We start from the raw sequence: 18,164 nt of genomic DNA on the forward strand, positions 1-18,164 counted from the left end.
ACGTGTTGCTCGCCATTGTGGTCCGCGCAGCGATCTCGTGGGGTGAAGACGAGTGTCAGGAGTCATGGCGGACGTCACCTTCGAGGCACTCACCCCGGGCTCCTCGTTGCGGTCCACCATGAAATTCCGGAAGTTGTCCAATGTTTGTCCAAGGTAGCCCTCTACGATGAGATCGTGACTCCCACCGTCTCTGCGCCGACACTCGGGATGCTCGATGCCGTGCGGACCGCACCCTCGCTCCTCGGGGCGATCGAGCTCATCGACCAGCTGGTGGACTCGGTGCGTCATGACGGCGAGGAGTCGATGTCGACCCTGTCCGACGCCATCCAGGACGACACTGACCAGGTCACGGCCATCGCCGCGGTGCACGCGGCCGCAGCCGGCGGACCGGCCATGGCACGCGCACTCGTGGTGCCCTTGCTGACGACATCCGTGCCGTTTCTGCGGGAGCACTCCACGTGGGCACTGCGCTCGTGCTCCCCGCTCCCGGATGCGGTCGCTCCACTGGGCGCGACGATGGAGGCGGGCGGTTTTGTCGGCATGCTCGCCGAGGCGACCCTCGAGGCATGGGGGATCGTCGAGCTCGACGACGAGCTGTTCGCGGACCCTCCTCGCGCGCGTCCCGCCGACCTCGGCCAGTCCGGCCTCACGATCGCGCAGCTGTTCCTCCACGCCGACATCGACGGCAGCCTGATGCACGCTGGCAAGGGAGACACTGGCGGGATCGCCACCCTGCTCGTCCACCTGGGTGACTCACTGGTCACCGACCCGAGGGTCTCGCGGGTGCTGACGCTCTCGCGCAGCCACCACGAGGAGGATCGAGCCCCCGACGACGCCCGGGCCCCCGGTCACCACTACCTCGGAGTGCCCCTGCCCGGACCGGTCCGGGCCACCCCCGACACCTGGCCGCTGCGGATCGCTGCCCGACGCGGACTGCGCCGAGCACTCAGCGCCGCCGCCCCCGTCGACGTCCTGCACCTGCGCATGGCCGACGTCGGGTCGTGGGCCGCAGCCGAGGTCGCGGACCAGCTGGGCATCCCCACCGTGCTCACCCTCGCCCCTGACCCACACGCCCTGATTGCGGCGCGGGAGGCGTCCGGCGCTCTCACCCGTGCCACGTTCGGTGAGGCGGACCACCTTGAACACCTCGTCTTCCGCATCCGACTCCTGCGCGACCTCGCCTCCCGTGCCGCGCACCTGGTCGTCTTCCCGCGGCCACAGCTGGGCCGCGACCTCCGCGACCTCCTGCACCTTGACCCCGATGCCCAAGACCGACCCCCCACGGTTGTCCCCGAGGGCATCGACCTCGCCCCGCTCGACCGCGCCGCCCGGGAGGTGCGGGACGCCGATGACGGCCTCGACGTGCCCGCAGCCGCCGCAAGCGCCCTCGCCGGGCTCGACGCTCTGCTCTCGGCACTGCCCCCGGAACGGCGGGGGCTCCCGCTGGCGATCACCGTCGGACGCCTGCACCGGGTGAAGGGCATGGCGACGCTCGTGGACGCGTGGGCGAACGACCCCACCTGTGCCGAACGCTGCAACCTGCTCGTCGTCGGAGGTGACCTCGGGCACCCTTCGGACGACGAGGCCGAGCAGCTCGCCCGCATCGACGCGTCGGTCTCGCGCAAGGACTCCGCAGGCCGCGGACTGCTGCTCGCGGGTCACCGGCCGAACGGGGTTGTCGCCACGTGGCTGGCGGCCGTCCGGATGGGGAGGCCCGGGCTGAGCGGCCCGGGCGGGGTGTACGTCTCCGCAAGCCTGAAGGAGGAGTTCGGCATCGCCATCCTCGAGGCGATGGCGTCCGGGCTCATCGTGGTCACCCCCCGAGAGGGCGGCCCGGCGACGTACGTCGAGCACGGCGTGACGGGTCTGCTCGTCGACACCACGGCGCCGGACGCCCTGGCAGGAGCCGTGGTGTCGGCGCTGGACCTGGCTGCTGCCCCAGACGCGGCCGCGCGAGCCGAATACGCCCGGACCGTCGTGACCGACAACTTCAGCATCGGCACGATGGCCTCATCTCTCGCCACCATCTACTCGGAGGTCTCACGTGACGCTGCTCGTCATCAGCCCTGACTACGCCTCCCATCTGCTCCCGCTCGTCACGCTCGGAAAGGCCTGGGCCGACGCCGGCGAGCGCGTCGTCGTCGCGACCGGTCCCGCGACGGACGCCATCGTGACGAGGTTCGGCTTCGAGCGCGAAGACCTGCAGCTGGGGCGTGGTTCCAACCCCGGCGTGATCCGTGCCGAGGACCAGCCCCGGGGTGAGGACGAGGCCCTGCGCGGGTTCTTCGCCGCCACGAGGCTCGGGGCCGTGCCGACCCTGATGTTCCAGGCGGCCGCCCGTGGCGACGACCTGCTCTGGGAACCGTTGCGGGTCGCGCGCGAGGTGCAACGCGTCGTCCGGCAGGTGCGGCCCGACCACGTCATCGTCGACCACCTCGCCTTCAGTGCCCGGCTGGCACTGTCGGGGACGGGAGTGCGTCACGCCGATGTCGTCCTGGGACACCCATCGGCGCTGACCGTGGGGCAGGAGGTGTACGGCCTCCCGCCCGCTTGGCCACGCACCCTGCTGCCCGAGCCGAAGGCCCTCGCCGACCTGCGCCGTCGATGCGAGGGCGTGCGTGACGCCTTCACCGAGCAGTGGAACGAGTCGCTGGCCACACTCGACCCGGGGGCGCACGCCAGTGACGACGCCTTCGCCGAGACCGGAGACGTCCTGCTGCTCAACTACCCCGGCGAGCTCCACCCACCCGAGCGGACCGCGCTCCTTCGCCGGCACGCCTTCCTCGGTTCCGCGGTTCGCACCGAGCCGCCGGACCCAGAGGTGGACGCCTGGCTGGGTGCGGAGGAGGGGCCGATCGTCTACGTGAGCTTCGGCAGCTTCCTCTCGGTGCGCTCCGACGTGCTGGCCCGCGTTGCCGAGGCCCTGCGCACCCTGCGCAGCCTGGAGGTCCGCGTCGCACTGGCCGTCGGGTCCACGTCGCCCGACGCGCTGGGCCCGATACCGCCGTCCTGGCTGGTTCGTGCCGAGCTGCCGCAGGTCACCCTGCTGGGTCGCGCCGTTCTCGCGGTCTCGCACGGGGGCAACAACAGCGTGACCGAGGCGTTGGCTGCTGGTGTCCCGCTGCTGCTCCTGCCGTTCTCGACCGACCAGTTCGCCGGCGCCGCATCACTCGAGACGGCCGGACTGGGCGAGGTGCTCGATCCCAACTCGGCCACCCCGGAGGAGCTGCGTGCCGCCGCGGTGCGTCTGCTTTCCCTGGACCCCGCCGTAGCGGGGCGTCTCGCCCGGCTCTCGCAGGACCTCACCCGGAGCCCGGGTGCCCAGAGGGCTCGCGCTGCGGTGCTTGCCACCGACTCATAAACTGTCCCGGGTGACCACCGACGAGTACCTCACCCTGTGCGACCGGTCTCTCGACGGGTATGCCGCGTGCGTGCGTGAGCTGGGCGATGCTCACGTCAACAGTTCGCTCACCGGGGTGGAGGGCTCGAACTCCGCTTTCGCTCTCGTGGCCCACGTCGTCGGTGTCATGGGTCGGTGGGGGCGCACCGTGAACCGCGGGATCGTCGTCCCACGCGATCGCGACGCGGAGTTCACGGCGACCGGGACGGTCGAGGAGGCTCTCGAACTCCTCGAGCTGGGGCGCGCGCGGCTGCACGAGGACGCCCACGCAGCAGACCTTGGGGCAGCGCCGGTGAACCCGCCCACCGGACGGGACCGCGGGTCCCACGCTCTGCGTGGGCCGGCATACCCGACGCAGGGAGCCGTCCTCCTGCACGTCCACGAAGAACTGGCCCAGCACCTCGGCCACCTCGAGGTCACCCGAGACGTCCTTTTGGCGTGACGCTCGCCCTTACTCGTCGCGCATGTCCCGGATGGGGTTGCGTCGGATGTTGCGCATCAGTGGCGGAGTGATGGCGACGAGGGACATCGCGAGGATCCCGCCGAGGATCGCCCAGAACAGCCACGACGGCGTGCCGAAGAAGTGGAACGTCGCATCGCCGTTGAACACCCCGTAGGCCAACTGGGCCGCATCCGTCGCGCGCCGCGAGAACAGCGTCTCGATGACGAGGACGATCACGCCCGCCAGCACCGCCGCGAACAGAGCGATGCGCAGGGCCACCCACAGGGAGTAGAGCAGGTAGATCTTGATGATGTCTCCGCGTTTGGCCCCGATGGCCCGGAAGACCGCAGTCTCGCGTCGGGAGTCGGCGATGACGCGGCCCATCATGGCCCAGATGATGATCGTGGCCACGCCGAAGAGCGCTCCCAGGATGCCGATGAGGAACGGACGCGCTTCCCGGCCGATGTCATCGACGACGAGGTAGCTCGTGCCGTAGGTGCCGACGGAGAAGGGCATCCCGCACTCCGAGTAGTAGTCGCCGCCTCCAAGGAAGCCGCCACCCTCGCCGCACGAGTAGTTGGCGATGAACTTCTTGGCCTGGTCGACGGTGGGGAAGGACGAGATGTAGGCCGCCTCGGGACCCATCGGCCCGAACATCATGATCGATTCTGGGGTCGCGGCAGGCTTGTGACTGAGCACCTGCGAGTGACGCAGAGCCGTCGGCAGCTTCTCCAGAAGTCCTGACGGGATGATCGATCCGTAGCCGTAGGTCGTCCCGACGATCGAGGAGACGAGCGACTCGAGGCCGCCGCTGCCCGACTGTCCCGTGGGGAGCACGCCGACGATCTGGAAGGTGAGCAGCTCGGCCTTCGGGACCTCCTGCGGGGTCGTCTGCGCGGCCACCGTCGACGACGCCATCGCGTCGAACGCCCGCTGGTTCTCGGCCCTCTCCTTCTCTCGCGCGGTCCGGGTGTCGGAGGCAACGGTGACGGGGCCGCAGGCCGTGGTCGGCAGCTCGAGGACGAGCTTGGGCTTGTCGAATCCGCGGGTGTTCTTGTTGGCGGCGATCTCCGCCGCCGTACTCCGTGCCTCTTCGACCCGATCGCGCTCGGCCTGGTTGCGGTAGCAGGCGGTGAAGGTCACACCGTTGGCCTTGGCGCGCACGTTGCGATACCAGGCGACCTGTCCCGAACTGTCCTTCGGCCGTTTGGTCACGCTGAGGCTCTTGCCGAGGGTGGCGACGACGTCGTCGATGGGGACGAGGATCGGGATGCCCTTCGGTGTCGCGCGGGCCGCGTTGGGCTCGGCGATGAAGGCCGCAACGAGGTCATCGTCCATGATCGTGAAGTTCGATGAGGCGATGCTGGAATCGCCCGCCGGACCCTGGGAGCCGTCCTTCGAACCCAGATCCGCCTGCGCGGCACCGGTGAGGTCCTCGCGTCCGTCCTTGAGATAGGTCAGGCCGAGAGCCTGCAGGCTCTGGGGCTGATAGGTGTCGGTGGCACCCGCCGCCCGCGAGTCCGCGGCGTACTTCTCGGGTGTGCTCTTCGAGTTCCGCTGGATCTTCTCAATGGCTGCGGCTTCGCGGCGCTTCCACGCCACCGACTCCGTGTTCACGATCCTGCGTTGGTCTGCGGGGATGCTCGGGTCGCCGTAGGGGTCGTCGACGATCGGCTGCACCTCGGACTTGGGGTCGTAGTCGGGGATGTCGTACCTCTTGGCTGCCGCCTTGCGTTCCGCGATGTATGCCGCGTGCAGCGTTTCGATCTCCTTGTGGACTCCGGGGTCGGTCGGGTTCGGGTAGATCTGCTCGGAGGGCAGCACCGGGGTGCCCTGCACGAGGTAGCGCCCGCCGAGGTTCTGCTCGGCAAAGCGGTCCACGCTGCCGGCCGTGCCGTCGAAGAGCAGCACCCCGCCACCGATGAGCCCGAAGAGCAGGCCGGACACGATGGTGGTGATGAGGAGCCGGATGCGCTTGGAGCGCACCTTGGTGCGGGCGAGCGTGGCGGCGTCGCGCAGGCCGATCATGCGACCACGCCGCTCGGCACGATGAGACCGTCACTGAGGCGGATGGTCCGATCGGCCCGCTGCGCCAGTTCGTCGTCGTGCGTGACGATGACGATGGTCGTCCCGAACTCGTCGCGGATCCGCTCGAACAACTCGATGATCGACGCGCCCGCGGCACTGTCGAGGTTGCCCGTGGGCTCGTCCGCCAGGAGCACTGCCGGCTGGTTGAGCAGGGCGCGTGCGATGGCTGCGCGCTGCATCTGCCCGCCGGACATCTCGCGAGGCAAGTGGCGGGAGCGATCCGACAGGCCGACCTCATCGATGAGCCTGAGGGCCTGAGCCTTGCGCTGCTTGCGTGGGGTCCGCGCGAACATGCCCGGGACCTCGGTGTTCGTGACCAGACGCAGGAAGGGCTGGAGGTAGAAGAACTGGAAGACGAAGCCGATCGTGCGATTGCGGAAGCGGGACAGTTTCGCGTCGCCGAGGCGCCCGATGTCGACACCGTCGATGAGAACCGTTCCGCCGCTCGCCTTGTCGAGGCCACCGATGATCTGCAGCAGGGTGCTCTTGCCGCTGCCACTCGCCCCGGTCAGGGCGACGAACTCTCCGCGGTCGATCTCGAGTGAGACGCCACCAAGGGCAGCGACCCTCTGCCGCCCCATCCTGTAGGTCTTGCGCAGGTCCGTCACCGCGATGATGTGATCGCCGGAGCGCTCGCGACGTGGTCTGCGCGGAGCCGGACTCGCTGTGGGCGTACCGCCGTGGTGGGCACGCAGCGCCGCGATGGCGGCGTCGACATCGCCGCCGAAGGACGCGAGGAAATCGGCGACTGGTCCCGCTCCGTCGCGGTGCAGCACGCCTGTGTCATCCGTCATCTGGGCCCCCTGGCTTGTGTGATCGGTGAGCGAACTCTGGCACAACGGTGCGGCTCGCCTCCGGCAGGGTGCTGCGACACGCAGGCGGCATCGCGGCACCAGGGACCCTGCGGACTGCGCGCCACCGCGCGTCACCTCCTGATGTCCGTGCCGTGCGGCAGGATGAGCGGGTGAGTGAGAACGACGTGGTGATCGAGGTTCCCGACGAGGTCCGGCACGAGTGGACCGATCTTGCCGAGCAGGCGACGACGCACCAGTTCGCCTATCACGTCAAGGATTCGCCGACCGTCAGCGACGGTGAGTACGACAAGATCATGAAGCGGCTCAACGCGCTCGAGGAGGAGTACGCCTCGCTGCGCACCCCCGAGAGCCCGACGCAGTCCGTGGGTGGCGCGGTCTTCTCCACCGACTTCGAGTCGGTCGACCACCTCGAGCGGATGCTCAGCCTCGACAACGCGTTCTCTCCCGAGGAGATGGTGGAGTGGAACGCGCGCGTGACGCGAGACGCGGGCTCGACCTTCCACTACCTGTGCGAGCTGAAGATCGATGGGCTCGCCATCAACCTCCTCTACGAAAAGGGGCGCCTCACCAGGGCGCTCACCCGTGGGGACGGCCGCACGGGCGAGGACGTGACCCTCAACGTCAGGACGATTGACGGCATACCCACTGAGTTCACGGGGACCACAGAGCACCCGGTGCCCGATCTCGTCGAGGTGCGCGGGGAGGTCTACTTCCCGATCGAGGCCTTCGGCGAGCTCAACGCGCAGCTCGTGGAGGTGGGCAAACCGCCCTACGCCAACCCGCGCAACACGGCGGCAGGATCGCTGCGGCAGAAGGACCCTCGCGTCACCGCTGGTCGACAGCTGCGGATGCTCGTCCACGGCATCGGCAGGCGCGAGGGCTTCGCCCTCACCCGACAGAGCGAGGCGTATGCCGCGCTGCAGGCCTGGGGTATGCCGATCTCGACCCATTTCCGGGTCGTCGACACCATCGAGGCGGTCAACGAGTTCATCGTCTCGACGGGGGAGCACCGCCACGACGTCGAGCACGAGATCGATGGCGTCGTCGTCAAGGTCGACGAGATCGTGGTGCAGCGCCAGCTCGGGGCGACCTCGCGCGCACCGCGCTGGGCGATCGCCTACAAGTACCCGCCGGAGGAGGTCAACACCGTCCTCCTCGACATCCAGGTCAACGTCGGGCGCACCGGTCGAGTCACCCCGTTCGGCGTGATGAAGCCCGTCGTCGTCGCCGGGTCGACCGTCGAACGAGCCACGCTGCACAACGCCACCGAGGTCACCCGCAAGGGCGTCCTCATCGGCGACACGATCGTCCTGCGCAAGGCCGGTGACGTCATCCCCGAGATCCTCGGGCCGGTCGTCGACCTGCGCGACGGCACCGAGCGGGCGTTCGTCATGCCGACCGAGTGCCCGGCGTGCGGGACGATGTTGGCGCCGGCCAAGGAGGGCGACAAGGACATCCGCTGCCCCAACTCGCGTTCGTGCGCGTCGCAGCTGCGCGAGCGGTTGTCGGGCCTTGCGGGTCGTGGGGCGTTCGACATCGAGGCGCTCGGCTGGGAGGGATCCGTCGCTCTCCTGGAGTCGGGGGTGCTGACCGACGAGTCGACGCTGTTCGGGCTGACCGACGCCGACATCGCCCGAGTGCCTCTCTACACGCGCGCCGCGAAGAAGACCGACCCGGAGGACGCAGTCATCAACGGTCGCGTGCTCTCGGCGATTGGGGCCAAGCTCGTCGCCAACCTCGAGTCGGCAAAGAGCCAGCCGCTGTGGCGCGTGCTCGTCGGTCTCTCGATCCGCCATGTCGGCCCGACCGCGGCTCGCGCGCTGGCGCAGCACTTCGGCTCGATGGACGGAATCCGCGCCGCCAGCGTTGAGGAACTGTCCGGCGTCGAGGGCGTGGGCGGCATCATCGCCGAGTCGGTGCGCGACTGGTTCGACCGCGACGGCAACGAGTGGCACGTCGCGATCGTCGACCAGTGGGCCGCCGACGGGGTGCGCATGGAGGACGAACGCGACGCCTCGATCGAGCAGACCCTGGAGGGACTCACCGTCGTCGTCACCGGCTCGATGGAGGGCTTCACCCGCGACGAGGCCAAGGAGGCGATCCTGTCCCGCGGTGGCAAGGCGTCGGGGTCGGTCTCCAAGAAGACCGACTACGTCGTCGTCGGCCCCGGCGCGGGCTCCAAGGAGGCCAAGGCGCGTGAGCTCGGACTGACCATCCTCGACGAGGCCGGCTTCGTCACCCTGCTCGAATCCGGTTCTGCCGAGGCCGCGTCGGAGCCAGCCGCGCCATGAGAGTGGCGGTCAGGCAGCGATCGGTTGAACCCACCGGGCGAGACCGGTGAGTTCCGAGCCCGCGTCCGACAGGGACTGGCGCGGCAACGTCTGGATCACGGGGGTTCTGCCGATCGTGATCTGGCTCGTGGTTCTCTGGCTGGTCGGCACGTCCCGCGTCGCGAACCTCAAGGTGTTCGTCGTTCTGTTCATCGGGTTTGTGGCGGGGATGTTCCTGGTCCCCTTCTCGTACCACCTGATGCGGGCGGCGCGGGCCAGGAATCCTTGGCTGCCGTTCGAGCAGCAACCGTGGGGCCGCTACACCTTCATGGCCAACCACCGATGGCAGTCGCTTTTTCGAGCTCCACCGGAGGAACGTCGAACGACCGGTGGGCTGGTGGTCCGCTATGCCACTTGGGGTGGCGTCATGGCGTCCGCGACCTATGCGTTGGCTGGAGCACTCCGCCTCTGAGCCCATGAGGCAGCTGGAGAGCACTTCGGGTCAGCGTCCGATGCTCACGCGGGTGACGGGCACGATCACCCGCGGTCTCGATCCTCCGGCCGCTCGTCGGTGAGGACGGTCGCGCGCGTGAATCGGGAGGCCGTGGAATTCTCGACGGTCCGCGCCTGCGGCGAATCCGCACCAAAGGTCTCGATGGCTGAGCCACGCAGTTGACGCGCCAGGTCCTGCTGTGCCTCCAGAACGGCGTCCAGCACCTGTCCGGCCACAGCGTCGCCGCCGCCTGCACACGCGGCATCCGAGACAGCGACGCTCACGACGCCACCACTCGCACTGACCTCGACGTCCACACCGTCCTTGCTGGCCCGTCCACGCAGGTCGTTGACGCTCGCACGCCACGCCATGGCTGCCTGCGCCTGCTTGACGAGGCGGTCCAGCTCGAGGCCACCGGGGGTCTCTCCGTCAAAGATCGAGGGATCCATCACCAAGTCCCCCCATCGTTGTCCGGTCGGTCCTTCTCATTGCTCGGGAGTGACCGACCATCCGTGGCCAAGGGCTCCACCTCGATGAGGGGAGTCGCGGCCTCGACCTCGCCGCGGAACGCCTCGGATGTCGCTGAGCCCGGGCCCCACGCACGTTCGGACGAGGCCAGCGCCTGCTGACGGACGGACTCCTGCGCCGCACGCACGGCCAGCTGGATGGCCGCGGTGGTCGCTCGGCCGCCTCGAGTGGTCACGGTGTCCTTCACGGACAGACCCGTGAGGAGACCCTGGATGTCCACCATGGCTCGAACGTCACCATGTTCGGCGACTCCGACTCCCTGGATGGTGGCGACCTCAGTGCTCCACGCACGTGCATGCTCGGCCTGCGGCTCGGCCGCGGCGGTCTGGGCGGCGATGGCCGCCAGCGCTTCCTCCGGTCCCGAGTAACCCCTCTGATTGCTCATGTCTCGACCCTAGCCGCACTGCCGCGGTGCCCCTTCGCAGCGGGTCCGATCGCCGCCTGAAGGTCCTTCACACCGACAGGCCCGGGCGCCACACCAGACAGCAATGGGGGAGACTCACGGCATGAACCAGCTGAACCCCGATGGTCCTGTGATCGTGTCGTCGAGCATTGCGTTGGTGCTCTTCGGCGGTGTCTGGCTGCTGTTTGCCGTGCCCTTCGGGCGTGGCCTCGTCGAGGGTCTGCGCGCAGGCGACTGGTGGCAGCCCTTTGCACGAAACGCTCAGGGTCGCCACGGGGTCTTGGCACGATCGCGGTTCCTTGCCTCGTTCAGAGCACCCGAGCCGGAGCGACGCACGCAGGCAGGGCTCATCGGGCGGTGGGCCGTCTGGGCCTTCGTCGTCGTGGTGCTCGGCGGGTACGCGCTCCAGTTCGTGGTGCGGTTGATCGAGATCGCCGCCAGCTGACCCAACTCCTCCGGACTACTCGTCCGGCTTGCCGTTGCCGTCGATCCCGGACTTGACGCCGTCGGTGCCGTTTGTCCCCGCGGTCAGCGGATCGCGCACCCCGCCGCGCACGCCATCCACCAGCACGCTGGGGAGGGTCGGATCCGGCGTGGCGTGTCGCCCCGGTGAGGGGTTGTAGTCGCCCGGTGGTTTCCAGGTCCATGGCGGAATCGCCGGGGCCGGGCCAGGTGGTGCCGCGTGGCGGGGGACGGGGCGGTGAAGGTTGGGGTTGGTCTTGATCTTGTCGAGGAGCTTGAGGACGTTCTGACCCCAGGTGCCGAGCGCCTTGAGGAGCCCGTCGAGCTTGCTCCCGGAGCGCACCAGGCCCGTGACGAACGCGGAGCACTTGGCCGTCAGCGCGGCGACTCGTGTCCCGATCTGACCGCAGATCCACGGAATGAGCGTGCCGAAGGACAGCACCGCCTCAGCGATCCAACTGATGGCTGCTCCGACGAGCTGAGCCAGGACATCACGCAGGAAGCCGTGCACGAATCCCACGATCCCGGCCGCGACCGAGATGGCCTCCTGCATGCCCTTGGTGGCCCCGACGAGTTCCGTGATGGCCGCCGTGTGCGTCTCCTGCCAACCGACGTAGGCCTCGACGGCGGGTCCGGACTGAGGCTTGATCAGGTTGCCCGCAGAGGTGTCCCAGTCGGTGGCCGCGGGCCCGAGGTCGGCGCTGATGAGCCCCCACGTCTGCGCCTGAGCGACCGCCCCACCCGGATTGCCCGCGACCTCCTCGAACCATCCCTTGATGGGGTTGAGGTGGTCGATGACCCAACCGATGCCAGCCGCGAGCGCCGAACCCAGGGGGTCAGCCGCCGTGGCCGCAGCGTCGAGGACCAGGGCCACGCCGCTGAGCGCGGCATCGACCCAGTCTCCGTCGCACAGAGCCGCGATGGTTTGCGAGCCGCTGTCGATGATCCCGGCGCCCGAGGTCCAACCCGAGCCCTCCTGGATGCCGAAGCTCGTGCCATCGGGCGAGCTGGCGTTGTCGGTGACGACGTAGGGGTTGTTGCTCATGGGTAGGTCTTCCTCAGCTGCCATTCAGCATCTTGGTCGTCGGTGTCGTACTGGTCGGCCATGACCCGCAGGCCGTTGACGGCCTCGGTCGCGTTGGTGGCCACGGAGTCGAGCGCCGCCTCGACGTCCCCTCCGGCCGCGTTCATCACACCCGGCAGCCAAGCGAGCAACAAGCCGTAGCTGTCCCCGCTGACGGAGCTCGCATCCTTCATCTTCCCGAGCGTGCCCGCGACGGTCGAAACCGCGGTCGCATGTCGCCGAATGTCGGCCGGAGTGACGGCAAACGTCATGGTGAGTGAACCCCTTCGCACATGGTGTCGATCGGATGCGCCTCTGCTGCGAGACCCCCTGGTGTGACGATACTGGTCTGCGTGACCAGTCCTCAATGGGGAGAGCTCCCCGACCCCGTCGTCGTGCGTGCGCCCTCCTGGGCCCGCTTCGTGAGCATCCCCCTGATGGCCGTCCTGTGGGTCGGCCTGCTCTTCGGCCTCTACGGGCTGGTGACGCAGGGTGCGGGGGACGATGTCCCGTGGCTTGCCGCTGCGGCTGCGTGGATCCTCGCGATCTTCTTCGTCCTGGTCCTTCCCGCGGCGGCCTATGCGCTCCTGGCCTACCGACTCGTCCTCGGACCGGAGCGCATTGAGCGACGCCCGGGTAGGACGAGCGTGGAGGTGAGCGAGCTGCGCGAACTCCGGGCCCTGCCGGCGTCGACCATCAACCGCGCGAACCGGGGTGCTCGGGTCCAGATGATCACCTCGAACGGCGGTGTCGTCGCCCAGATCGAGGAGTCCTCGCGGGAATGGTCCGAGGGCCTCGACATGGCCAGGTACTGGGCGCTCACGAACCCGGATCTCGTCAGGGACGACTACACGAGGGAACGCTTGGTGCCGGGTGAACACTGAGCGCTGGCGATCACTGGCTCTCCTCCCTCCCCGGGAGTGATGCGCGGGTGGGCTGGTCCTGACCGGCCCATAGACTGGGCCCATGGCTGAACTCACCCGCGACGACGTGGCCCACCTCGCCGGTCTCGCTCGCATTGACCTCTCCGATGCCGAGCTCGACAAGATGGTCGGGGAGCTCGGCGTCATCCTCGAGTCCGTGGCAACCGTGCAGCAGTCGCCCATCGAGGGCGTCGAGCCGATGAGCCACCCGATGCCCATCGTCAACGTCACCCGCCCCGATGTCGTCCGCCGCAGCCTCACCGCTGAAGAGGCCCTGTCGGGTGCCCCCGAGGCCGACCAGCAGCGCTTCTCCGTGCCGCGCATCCTCGACGAAGACTGAAGACGCGCGTATGCCGGGTGCTGAGCACCCGGCATACGCCACCGTTGTTTTCCCGCACCTCGCACACCCAGACCGCAAGGACCGACGTGACCACCGACCTGACCCGCGCCAGCGCCTCCGAGCTCGCCGACCTCCTCACCAGGGGTGCGACGAGCTCGGTCGAGGTGACCGAGGCGCTCCTGGCCCGCACGGACGCCGTCGACGGCGACGTCCACGCCTACCTCCACGTCGCTCGTGACAGTGCGCTCGCGACCGCTCGCGACATCGACGAGCGCCGCGGCCGCGGCGAGCAGCTGCACCAGCTCGCCGGTGTGCCGATCGCTGTCAAGGACGTCATGGCGACCAAGGGCCTGCCGACGACGTGCGGCAGCAAGATCCTCGAGGGGTGGATCCCGCCCTACGACGCGACGGTCGTCACCCGACTGCGCGAGGCGGGCATGCCGATCCTCGGCAAGACCAACATGGACGAGTTCGCGATGGGTTCCTCGACGGAGCACTCGGCCTACGGCCCGACGCGCAACCCGTGGGACCTCGACCGTATCCCCGGCGGTTCCGGTGGTGGCTCGAGCGCGGTCGTGGCGTCGTTCCAGGCACCGCTCGCGATCGGCACCGACACCGGTGGCTCGATCCGCCAGCCAGCCGCTGTCACCGGGACCGTCGGAACGAAGCCGACCTATGGCGGGGTGTCGCGCTACGGCCTCGTCGCCCTCGCCTCCTCGCTCGACCAGGCCGGTCCCTGCACCCGCAACGTCCTCGACGCGGCCCTGCTGCACGAGGTCATGGGCGGCCACGACCCGATGGACTCGACCTCGATCAACGCTCCCGTCCCGCCCGTCGTCGAGGCTGCTCGTCGCGCCGACGTCAAGGGGATGAAGATCGGCATCGTCAAGGAGCTCACCGGCGAGGGCTTCCAGACCGGTGTCCAGGCGCGCTTCGACGAGTCGGTCCAGCACCTGGTCGACGCCGGCGCCGAGGTCGTCGAGGTCTCGTGCCCGAGCTTCACCGCTGCGCTTGCGGCCTACTACCTGATCCTCCCGAGCGAGGCGTCGTCCAACCTCGCGAAGTTCGACGCCATGCGCTTCGGTCTGCGGGTCCTGCCCGAGGGCATCGACGCCCCGAGCGCCGAGCAGGTCATGGCGGCCACGCGTGACGCGGGCTTCGGCGACGAGGTCAAGCGCCGCATCATCCTGGGCACCTACGCCCTGTCGTCGGGCTACTACGACGCCTACTACGGCTCGGCGCAGAAGGTCCGTCGCCTCATCGCCGACGACTTCACCCGCGCCTTCGAGTCGGCTGACGTGTTGGTGAGCCCGACCGCACCGACGACGGCGTTCAAGTTCGGCGACAAGCTGGACGACCCGATGGCCATGTACCTCAACGACATCGCCACGATCCCCGCCAACCTGGCGGGCGTGCCCGGCATGTCGCTTCCCAGTGGCCTCGCCGACGAGGACGGTCTGCCCGCCGGCTTCCAGATCCTCGCGCCAGCCGCTGCCGACGAGCGCCTGTATGCCGTGGGGGCTGCTCTCGAGCAGCGTCTCCTCGCGTCGTGGGGCGGTCAGTTGCTCGCCAAGGCTCCCGATCTCTCGACCACCGGTTCGACCACGAAGGGTGCGTGACTGCCGTGAGCGCGATAGACACTGAAGCCACGATCTCCTACGACGAGGTCCTTGCCGCCTTCGACCCGGTCATGGGTCTAGAGGTCCACGTCGAGCTCGGCACGGCGACCAAGATGTTCTGTGGCTGTGCGACCGAGTTCGGTGCCGAGCCCAACACGCAGGTCTGCCCGGTCTGCCTCGGACTGCCCGGCGCGCTGCCGGTCGTCAACGAGAAGGCTGTCGAGTCGGCGATTCGCATCGGGCTCGCTCTCAACTGCGAGATCGCGGAATGGTGCCGCTTCGCCCGCAAGAACTACTTCTACCCGGACATGCCCAAGAACTTCCAGACGTCGCAGTACGACGAGCCGATCGCGTTCGAGGGCTACCTCGACGTCGACCTCGATGACGGCTCGACCTACCGCGTGGAGATCGAGCGCGCGCACATGGAGGAGGACACGGGCAAGTCGCTGCACGTCGGTGGCTCGACCGGTCGCATCCACGGTGCGACGCACTCCCTCGTGGACTACAACCGCGCCGGCATCCCGCTCATCGAGATCGTCACCAAGCCGCTGCGCGGTGCGGGGGAGCGGGCCGGCGAGATCGCCCGGGCCTACGTCGCGACCCTGCGTGACCTGCTCAAGGCCCTCGATGTGTCCGACGTGAAGATGGAGCAGGGCTCCATGCGCTGCGACGTCAACCTCTCCCTCATGCCCAAGGGCGAGACCACGCTGGGCACCCGCACCGAGACCAAGAACGTCAACTCGCTGCGGTCCGTCGAGCGCGCGGTCCGCTACGAGATGTGCCGCCACGGCGCGATCCTGCAGCAGGGCGGTTCGATCCTGCAGGAGACCCGCCACTGGCACGAGGACACGGGTGTCACGACGTCCGGTCGCGTGAAGTCCGACGCCGACGACTACCGCTACTTCCCCGAGCCCGACCTCGTGCCGGTCGCTCCGTCGCGTGAGAGTGTCGAGGCACTGCGCTCCACCCTGCCGGAGCCGCCGGCCGAGCGTCGCAAGCGCCTCCAGTCCGACTGGGGATTCAGCGACCTCGAGATGCGCGACGTCCTCAACGCCGGACTCATCGACCTCATCGGAGAGACCGTCGCGGCCGGCGCGACCCCAACTGGTGCGCGCAAATGGTGGTCCGGCGAGATCGCTCGTCGCGCCAACACCGAGGCCGGTGCCGACGTTGCCTCGTATGCCGTGGAGCGGGGCATCACCCCCTCTCATGTCGTCGAGCTCGAAGGTCTGGTGACCGCAGGCAGGCTCAACGACTCGATGGCTCGTCAGGTCTGGGAGGGCGTGCTCGACGGTGAGGGCACCCCCACCGCGGTGGCCGACGCACGTGGGCTCGAACTCGTCCAGGACGACGGCGCGCTCGAAGCGGCTGTCGACACGGTCATTGCCGCCAACCCCGATGTGGCGCAGAAGGTCCGCGACGGCAAGGTCCAGGCCGCGGGCGCCCTCATCGGTCAGGTCATGAAGGAGATGAAGGGCCAGGCCGACGCCGGCAAGGCCCGCGAGATCATCCTCGCCAAGCTGACCAGCTGACCAGCTGACCAGCTGACTCGACTGGTTCTCGCGGGCAGGGGAGTCCTGCCCATGGCCCGGAGCCCCTGTCGGTGTCAAGGATGAGTGGGTGGGGCGCGCGTCCCACACTCACCAACGGAGGGGATCCAGCATGTCCAAGCACAGGAAGAAGTCGACCCGCACGGGAGGCCGAGGGGCACTCACCGGCGTCGTGGCACTCGGCGTCATCGCCGCCGGACTTCCCGCAGCGATGCAGGCGACCGCCGCGCCCCTTGAGGACGGGGCAGCAGCGGCTGCGGGCAACACGATCAAGGTCGTTCAGCACAACACCGACCAGATCGAGGCGCGGTGGACCCGCGTGCTCGGCAAGGGAGACTCCAACGACCTCCTCCTGGCTGAAGAGGTCTGCCAGAAGTGGGTCGAGGACGCCAGGGCCAACCCGGCATACGCCGGCTGGAAGTTCTCCTTCCACAGGCAGAAGCGCACCACGACGGACAACGCCCTCAACGTGTGTCCGGCGTCGGCCGACGGCTCGACGTGGAAGGGCCCGGTGGCTGTCTACACGGGAACCGGCGCGTCAACCACGCAGGACAAGTTGCTCGACAAGAGCGATGGTCAGAGGTTTGGCATGGCCTGCGTCACCTTCACGCACGCCGGGCGCAAGGTGCATGGCTGCGCGACCCACTTGCAGGTCTACCACGACAAGGATCTCGCGGATCGAACCCGGCAGACGGCCGCCATCAAGCGGATCACCACGCCGTGGATTCAGGAGAAGGGCCACTCCGTCATCGTGGGCGGAGACTTCAACATGACGCCCTCGAGGAGTCCGATGTCGAACGTCTACCAGACGCGGGGATCTGGCCGGTTCATCGAGGCGAACCAGCTCAGGACGGGCAGTGATGCGCGGGCGGGAGAACCCACGGTCTTCGACGAGGATGGGACCGGTCAGCGCAAGATCGACTACGTGTTCTTCTCGTCCAACCGCACCCCGTTGGGTTCCGGAGGCACGCTGACGGTGACCCCGATCAACGAGGCCCACGGCATCCTGGCCGCCACGGCGCACATCCGCTGAAGCAGGCCGGACAGCGAAGGACACGCCGCCCCGGTCGAACCGGTGCGGCGTGTCCTGTGTTCGCGGGCGATGGCGCCGTCAGCGGCGGCCGCCGCCGAGGAGTCCACCGAGGACGTCAAGGATGCCGCCACCGGTCGACTCCTGCGGTGCCGGCGCCTGCTGCGTCGTCGTCGTGCCGCCACCGAGGGCCCCACCGAGCACGTCCTGGAGCATCGACTCGAGTGAGCCGGGCCCACCCTGAGCGCTCGAGTCGGCCGGAGCCGTCTGCTGCGTCGCGGTGCCGCCACCGCCACCACCCTTGAGGACCTTGTTGGCGAGGTAGGACAGCACGATCGGGGCGAGGATCGGGATGAGCTTCTTGATGAGGCCGCTGCTCGCGCCGGTGCCACCGAGGGCGGAGTAGACCTGCTCCTCGTTGGATCCGAAGATGTGTGACGCGATCTGCTGACCGTCGGCCTCGTTGACCTGGCCGGGGTCGACGACGTCGGTGTGCTGGCCGAGCGCCTCGAGGAGCGAGCTCGCGCCGCCACCCTGCGCGTTGGCCTGGAGTCCGCCGAAAAGGGCGGGAAGTGCAGCCTGCGCGGCCTGCTGGACTTCCTGGGGGTCGGCGCCGACCTGCTGGGCCAGCTGGTCGATCGGCAGGTTCGAAAGGATGTCGTCAACTGCGGCCATCGTGGTGCCACCTCTCCTCGGTCTGGCGGGCTTCGGCGCCCCCTCTGGCTTCAACGTACCCAC

18 protein-coding genes are annotated in these 18,164 nt (G+C 68.8%); 11 read left to right on the forward strand and 7 right to left on the reverse strand.

Annotation, left to right across the window (positions count from 1 at the left end; genetic code table 11):
- The first annotated feature begins 174 nt into the window (after positions 1-174).
- The 3 genes from ACFQRE_RS08340 to ACFQRE_RS08350 are packed head-to-tail and all read left to right on the forward strand — an operon-like array spanning position 175 to position 3,842.
- Positions 175-2,070: a glycosyltransferase gene (locus ACFQRE_RS08340; RefSeq protein ID WP_380121025.1), complete on the forward strand. Its 1,896-nt coding sequence runs from the start codon at positions 175-177 to the stop codon at positions 2,068-2,070.
- A complete protein-coding gene (locus tag ACFQRE_RS08345) occupies positions 2,045-3,361 on the forward strand; it encodes a nucleotide disphospho-sugar-binding domain-containing protein (protein ID WP_380121028.1) in 1,317 nt (438 codons plus the stop codon). Before ACFQRE_RS08340 ends, ACFQRE_RS08345 begins: the two co-directional genes overlap by 26 nt.
- A gap of 10 nt (positions 3,362-3,371) precedes the next feature.
- Positions 3,372-3,842, forward strand: coding sequence for a mycothiol transferase (locus tag ACFQRE_RS08350; RefSeq protein ID WP_380121030.1), 471 nt, complete (start codon positions 3,372-3,374; stop codon positions 3,840-3,842).
- Positions 3,843-3,851: 9 nt separating this feature from the next.
- On the opposite strand, the gene ACFQRE_RS08355 is transcribed toward ACFQRE_RS08350, so the two are convergent.
- Together ACFQRE_RS08355 and ACFQRE_RS08360 are read right to left on the reverse strand one after the other, a co-directional pair.
- Positions 3,852-5,870: an ABC transporter permease gene (locus tag ACFQRE_RS08355; protein ID WP_380121032.1), complete on the reverse strand. Its 2,019-nt coding sequence runs from the start codon at positions 5,868-5,870 to the stop codon at positions 3,852-3,854.
- Positions 5,867-6,724: an ABC transporter ATP-binding protein gene (locus ACFQRE_RS08360; protein ID WP_380121034.1), complete on the reverse strand. Its 858-nt coding sequence runs from the start codon at positions 6,722-6,724 to the stop codon at positions 5,867-5,869. The genes ACFQRE_RS08355 and ACFQRE_RS08360 overlap by 4 nt, the downstream gene beginning before the upstream one ends.
- Positions 6,725-6,894: 170 nt before the next feature.
- Here ACFQRE_RS08360 and ligA point away from each other — a divergent pair, with 170 nt between their 5' ends.
- Together ligA and ACFQRE_RS08370 are read left to right on the forward strand one after the other, a co-directional pair.
- Positions 6,895-9,036, forward strand: a complete 2,142-nt coding sequence (gene ligA / locus ACFQRE_RS08365) for an NAD-dependent DNA ligase LigA (protein ID WP_380121036.1) — start codon at positions 6,895-6,897, stop codon at positions 9,034-9,036.
- Between the two features lie 46 nt (positions 9,037-9,082).
- Positions 9,083-9,487 carry a hypothetical protein gene (locus ACFQRE_RS08370; protein WP_380121038.1) on the forward strand — a complete coding sequence of 135 codons (405 nt, stop codon included), beginning with the start codon at positions 9,083-9,085 and terminating at the stop codon, positions 9,485-9,487.
- Between the two features lie 65 nt (positions 9,488-9,552).
- Here the strand turns inward: ACFQRE_RS08370 and ACFQRE_RS08375 are convergent, their stop codons facing one another.
- Together ACFQRE_RS08375 and ACFQRE_RS08380 are read right to left on the reverse strand one after the other, a co-directional pair.
- Positions 9,553-9,957 (reverse strand): hypothetical protein, encoded by a 405-nt coding sequence (locus ACFQRE_RS08375; protein ID WP_380121040.1) that lies wholly within the window; start codon positions 9,955-9,957, stop codon positions 9,553-9,555.
- Positions 9,957-10,421, reverse strand: coding sequence for a hypothetical protein (locus ACFQRE_RS08380; RefSeq protein ID WP_380121042.1), 465 nt, complete (start codon positions 10,419-10,421; stop codon positions 9,957-9,959). The genes ACFQRE_RS08375 and ACFQRE_RS08380 overlap by 1 nt, the downstream gene beginning before the upstream one ends.
- Positions 10,422-10,542: 121 nt before the next feature.
- Between ACFQRE_RS08380 and ACFQRE_RS08385 the strand changes: the two genes are divergently transcribed.
- Entirely contained in the window at positions 10,543-10,884 is a 342-nt protein-coding gene (locus tag ACFQRE_RS08385) for a hypothetical protein (protein WP_380121044.1), read from the forward strand.
- A 15-nt stretch (positions 10,885-10,899) separates the two neighbouring features.
- Here ACFQRE_RS08385 and ACFQRE_RS08390 read toward each other — a convergent pair whose 3' ends face one another.
- Positions 10,900-11,946, reverse strand: coding sequence for a hypothetical protein (locus tag ACFQRE_RS08390; protein ID WP_380121046.1), 1,047 nt, complete (start codon positions 11,944-11,946; stop codon positions 10,900-10,902).
- Positions 11,943-12,236 (reverse strand): type VII secretion target, encoded by a 294-nt coding sequence (locus ACFQRE_RS08395; RefSeq protein WP_380121048.1) that lies wholly within the window; start codon positions 12,234-12,236, stop codon positions 11,943-11,945. The genes ACFQRE_RS08390 and ACFQRE_RS08395 overlap by 4 nt, the downstream gene beginning before the upstream one ends.
- A gap of 81 nt (positions 12,237-12,317) precedes the next feature.
- Here ACFQRE_RS08395 and ACFQRE_RS08400 point away from each other — a divergent pair, with 81 nt between their 5' ends.
- The 5 genes from ACFQRE_RS08400 to ACFQRE_RS08420 all read left to right on the forward strand — a co-directional run bounded on the left by ACFQRE_RS08400 (position 12,318) and on the right by ACFQRE_RS08420 (position 17,429).
- The gene (locus ACFQRE_RS08400; protein WP_380121050.1) at positions 12,318-12,848 is read left to right on the forward strand and encodes a hypothetical protein; all 531 of its coding nucleotides are present in this window, start codon (positions 12,318-12,320) and stop codon (positions 12,846-12,848) included.
- A gap of 82 nt (positions 12,849-12,930) precedes the next feature.
- Complete coding sequence (gene gatC / locus ACFQRE_RS08405) at positions 12,931-13,227, forward strand: Asp-tRNA(Asn)/Glu-tRNA(Gln) amidotransferase subunit GatC (RefSeq protein ID WP_380121052.1); 297 nt, start codon at positions 12,931-12,933, stop codon at positions 13,225-13,227.
- Positions 13,228-13,313: 86 nt separating this feature from the next.
- Positions 13,314-14,846 (forward strand): Asp-tRNA(Asn)/Glu-tRNA(Gln) amidotransferase subunit GatA, encoded by a 1,533-nt coding sequence (gatA, locus tag ACFQRE_RS08410; protein WP_380121054.1) that lies wholly within the window; start codon positions 13,314-13,316, stop codon positions 14,844-14,846.
- Between the two features lie 71 nt (positions 14,847-14,917).
- Positions 14,918-16,378 carry an Asp-tRNA(Asn)/Glu-tRNA(Gln) amidotransferase subunit GatB gene (gene gatB, locus ACFQRE_RS08415; RefSeq protein ID WP_380121641.1) on the forward strand — a complete coding sequence of 487 codons (1,461 nt, stop codon included), beginning with the start codon at positions 14,918-14,920 and terminating at the stop codon, positions 16,376-16,378.
- A 130-nt stretch (positions 16,379-16,508) separates the two neighbouring features.
- Positions 16,509-17,429, forward strand: a complete 921-nt coding sequence (locus ACFQRE_RS08420) for an endonuclease/exonuclease/phosphatase family protein (protein ID WP_380121058.1) — start codon at positions 16,509-16,511, stop codon at positions 17,427-17,429.
- Positions 17,430-17,507: 78 nt separating this feature from the next.
- Here ACFQRE_RS08420 and ACFQRE_RS08425 read toward each other — a convergent pair whose 3' ends face one another.
- Positions 17,508-18,101 carry a DUF937 domain-containing protein gene (locus ACFQRE_RS08425; RefSeq protein WP_380121060.1) on the reverse strand — a complete coding sequence of 198 codons (594 nt, stop codon included), beginning with the start codon at positions 18,099-18,101 and terminating at the stop codon, positions 17,508-17,510.
- Positions 18,102-18,164 lie beyond the last annotated feature (63 nt).

Source organism: Knoellia pratensis (assembly GCF_042666395.1).
In the GTDB taxonomy this organism is placed as follows: Bacteria; Actinomycetota; Actinomycetes; order Actinomycetales; family Dermatophilaceae; genus Knoellia; species Knoellia pratensis.

Bases quoted from the DNA above. Each gene is read 5' to 3' on its own strand.
- ACFQRE_RS08355 (WP_380121032.1), bottom strand. From the start codon at position 5,870: ATGATCGGCCTGCGCGACGCCGCCACGCTCGCCCGCACCAAGGTGCGC.
- ACFQRE_RS08385 (WP_380121044.1), top strand. From the start codon at position 10,543: ATGAACCAGCTGAACCCCGATGGTCCTGTGATCGTGTCGTCGAGCATT.
- ACFQRE_RS08380 (WP_380121042.1), bottom strand. From the start codon at position 10,421: ATGAGCAATCAGAGGGGTTACTCGGGACCGGAGGAAGCGCTGGCGGCC.
- ACFQRE_RS08395 (WP_380121048.1), bottom strand. From the start codon at position 12,236: ATGACGTTTGCCGTCACTCCGGCCGACATTCGGCGACATGCGACCGCG.
- ACFQRE_RS08375 (WP_380121040.1), bottom strand. From the start codon at position 9,957: ATGGATCCCTCGATCTTTGACGGAGAGACCCCCGGTGGCCTCGAGCTG.
- ACFQRE_RS08360 (WP_380121034.1), bottom strand. From the start codon at position 6,724: ATGACGGATGACACAGGCGTGCTGCACCGCGACGGAGCGGGACCAGTC.
- ACFQRE_RS08390 (WP_380121046.1), bottom strand. From the start codon at position 11,946: ATGAGCAACAACCCCTACGTCGTCACCGACAACGCCAGCTCGCCCGAT.
- ACFQRE_RS08425 (WP_380121060.1), bottom strand. From the start codon at position 18,101: ATGGCCGCAGTTGACGACATCCTTTCGAACCTGCCGATCGACCAGCTG.
- ACFQRE_RS08420 (WP_380121058.1), top strand. From the start codon at position 16,509: ATGTCCAAGCACAGGAAGAAGTCGACCCGCACGGGAGGCCGAGGGGCA.
- gatC (WP_380121052.1), top strand. From the start codon at position 12,931: ATGGCTGAACTCACCCGCGACGACGTGGCCCACCTCGCCGGTCTCGCT.
- gatB (WP_380121641.1), top strand. From the start codon at position 14,918: ATGGGTCTAGAGGTCCACGTCGAGCTCGGCACGGCGACCAAGATGTTC.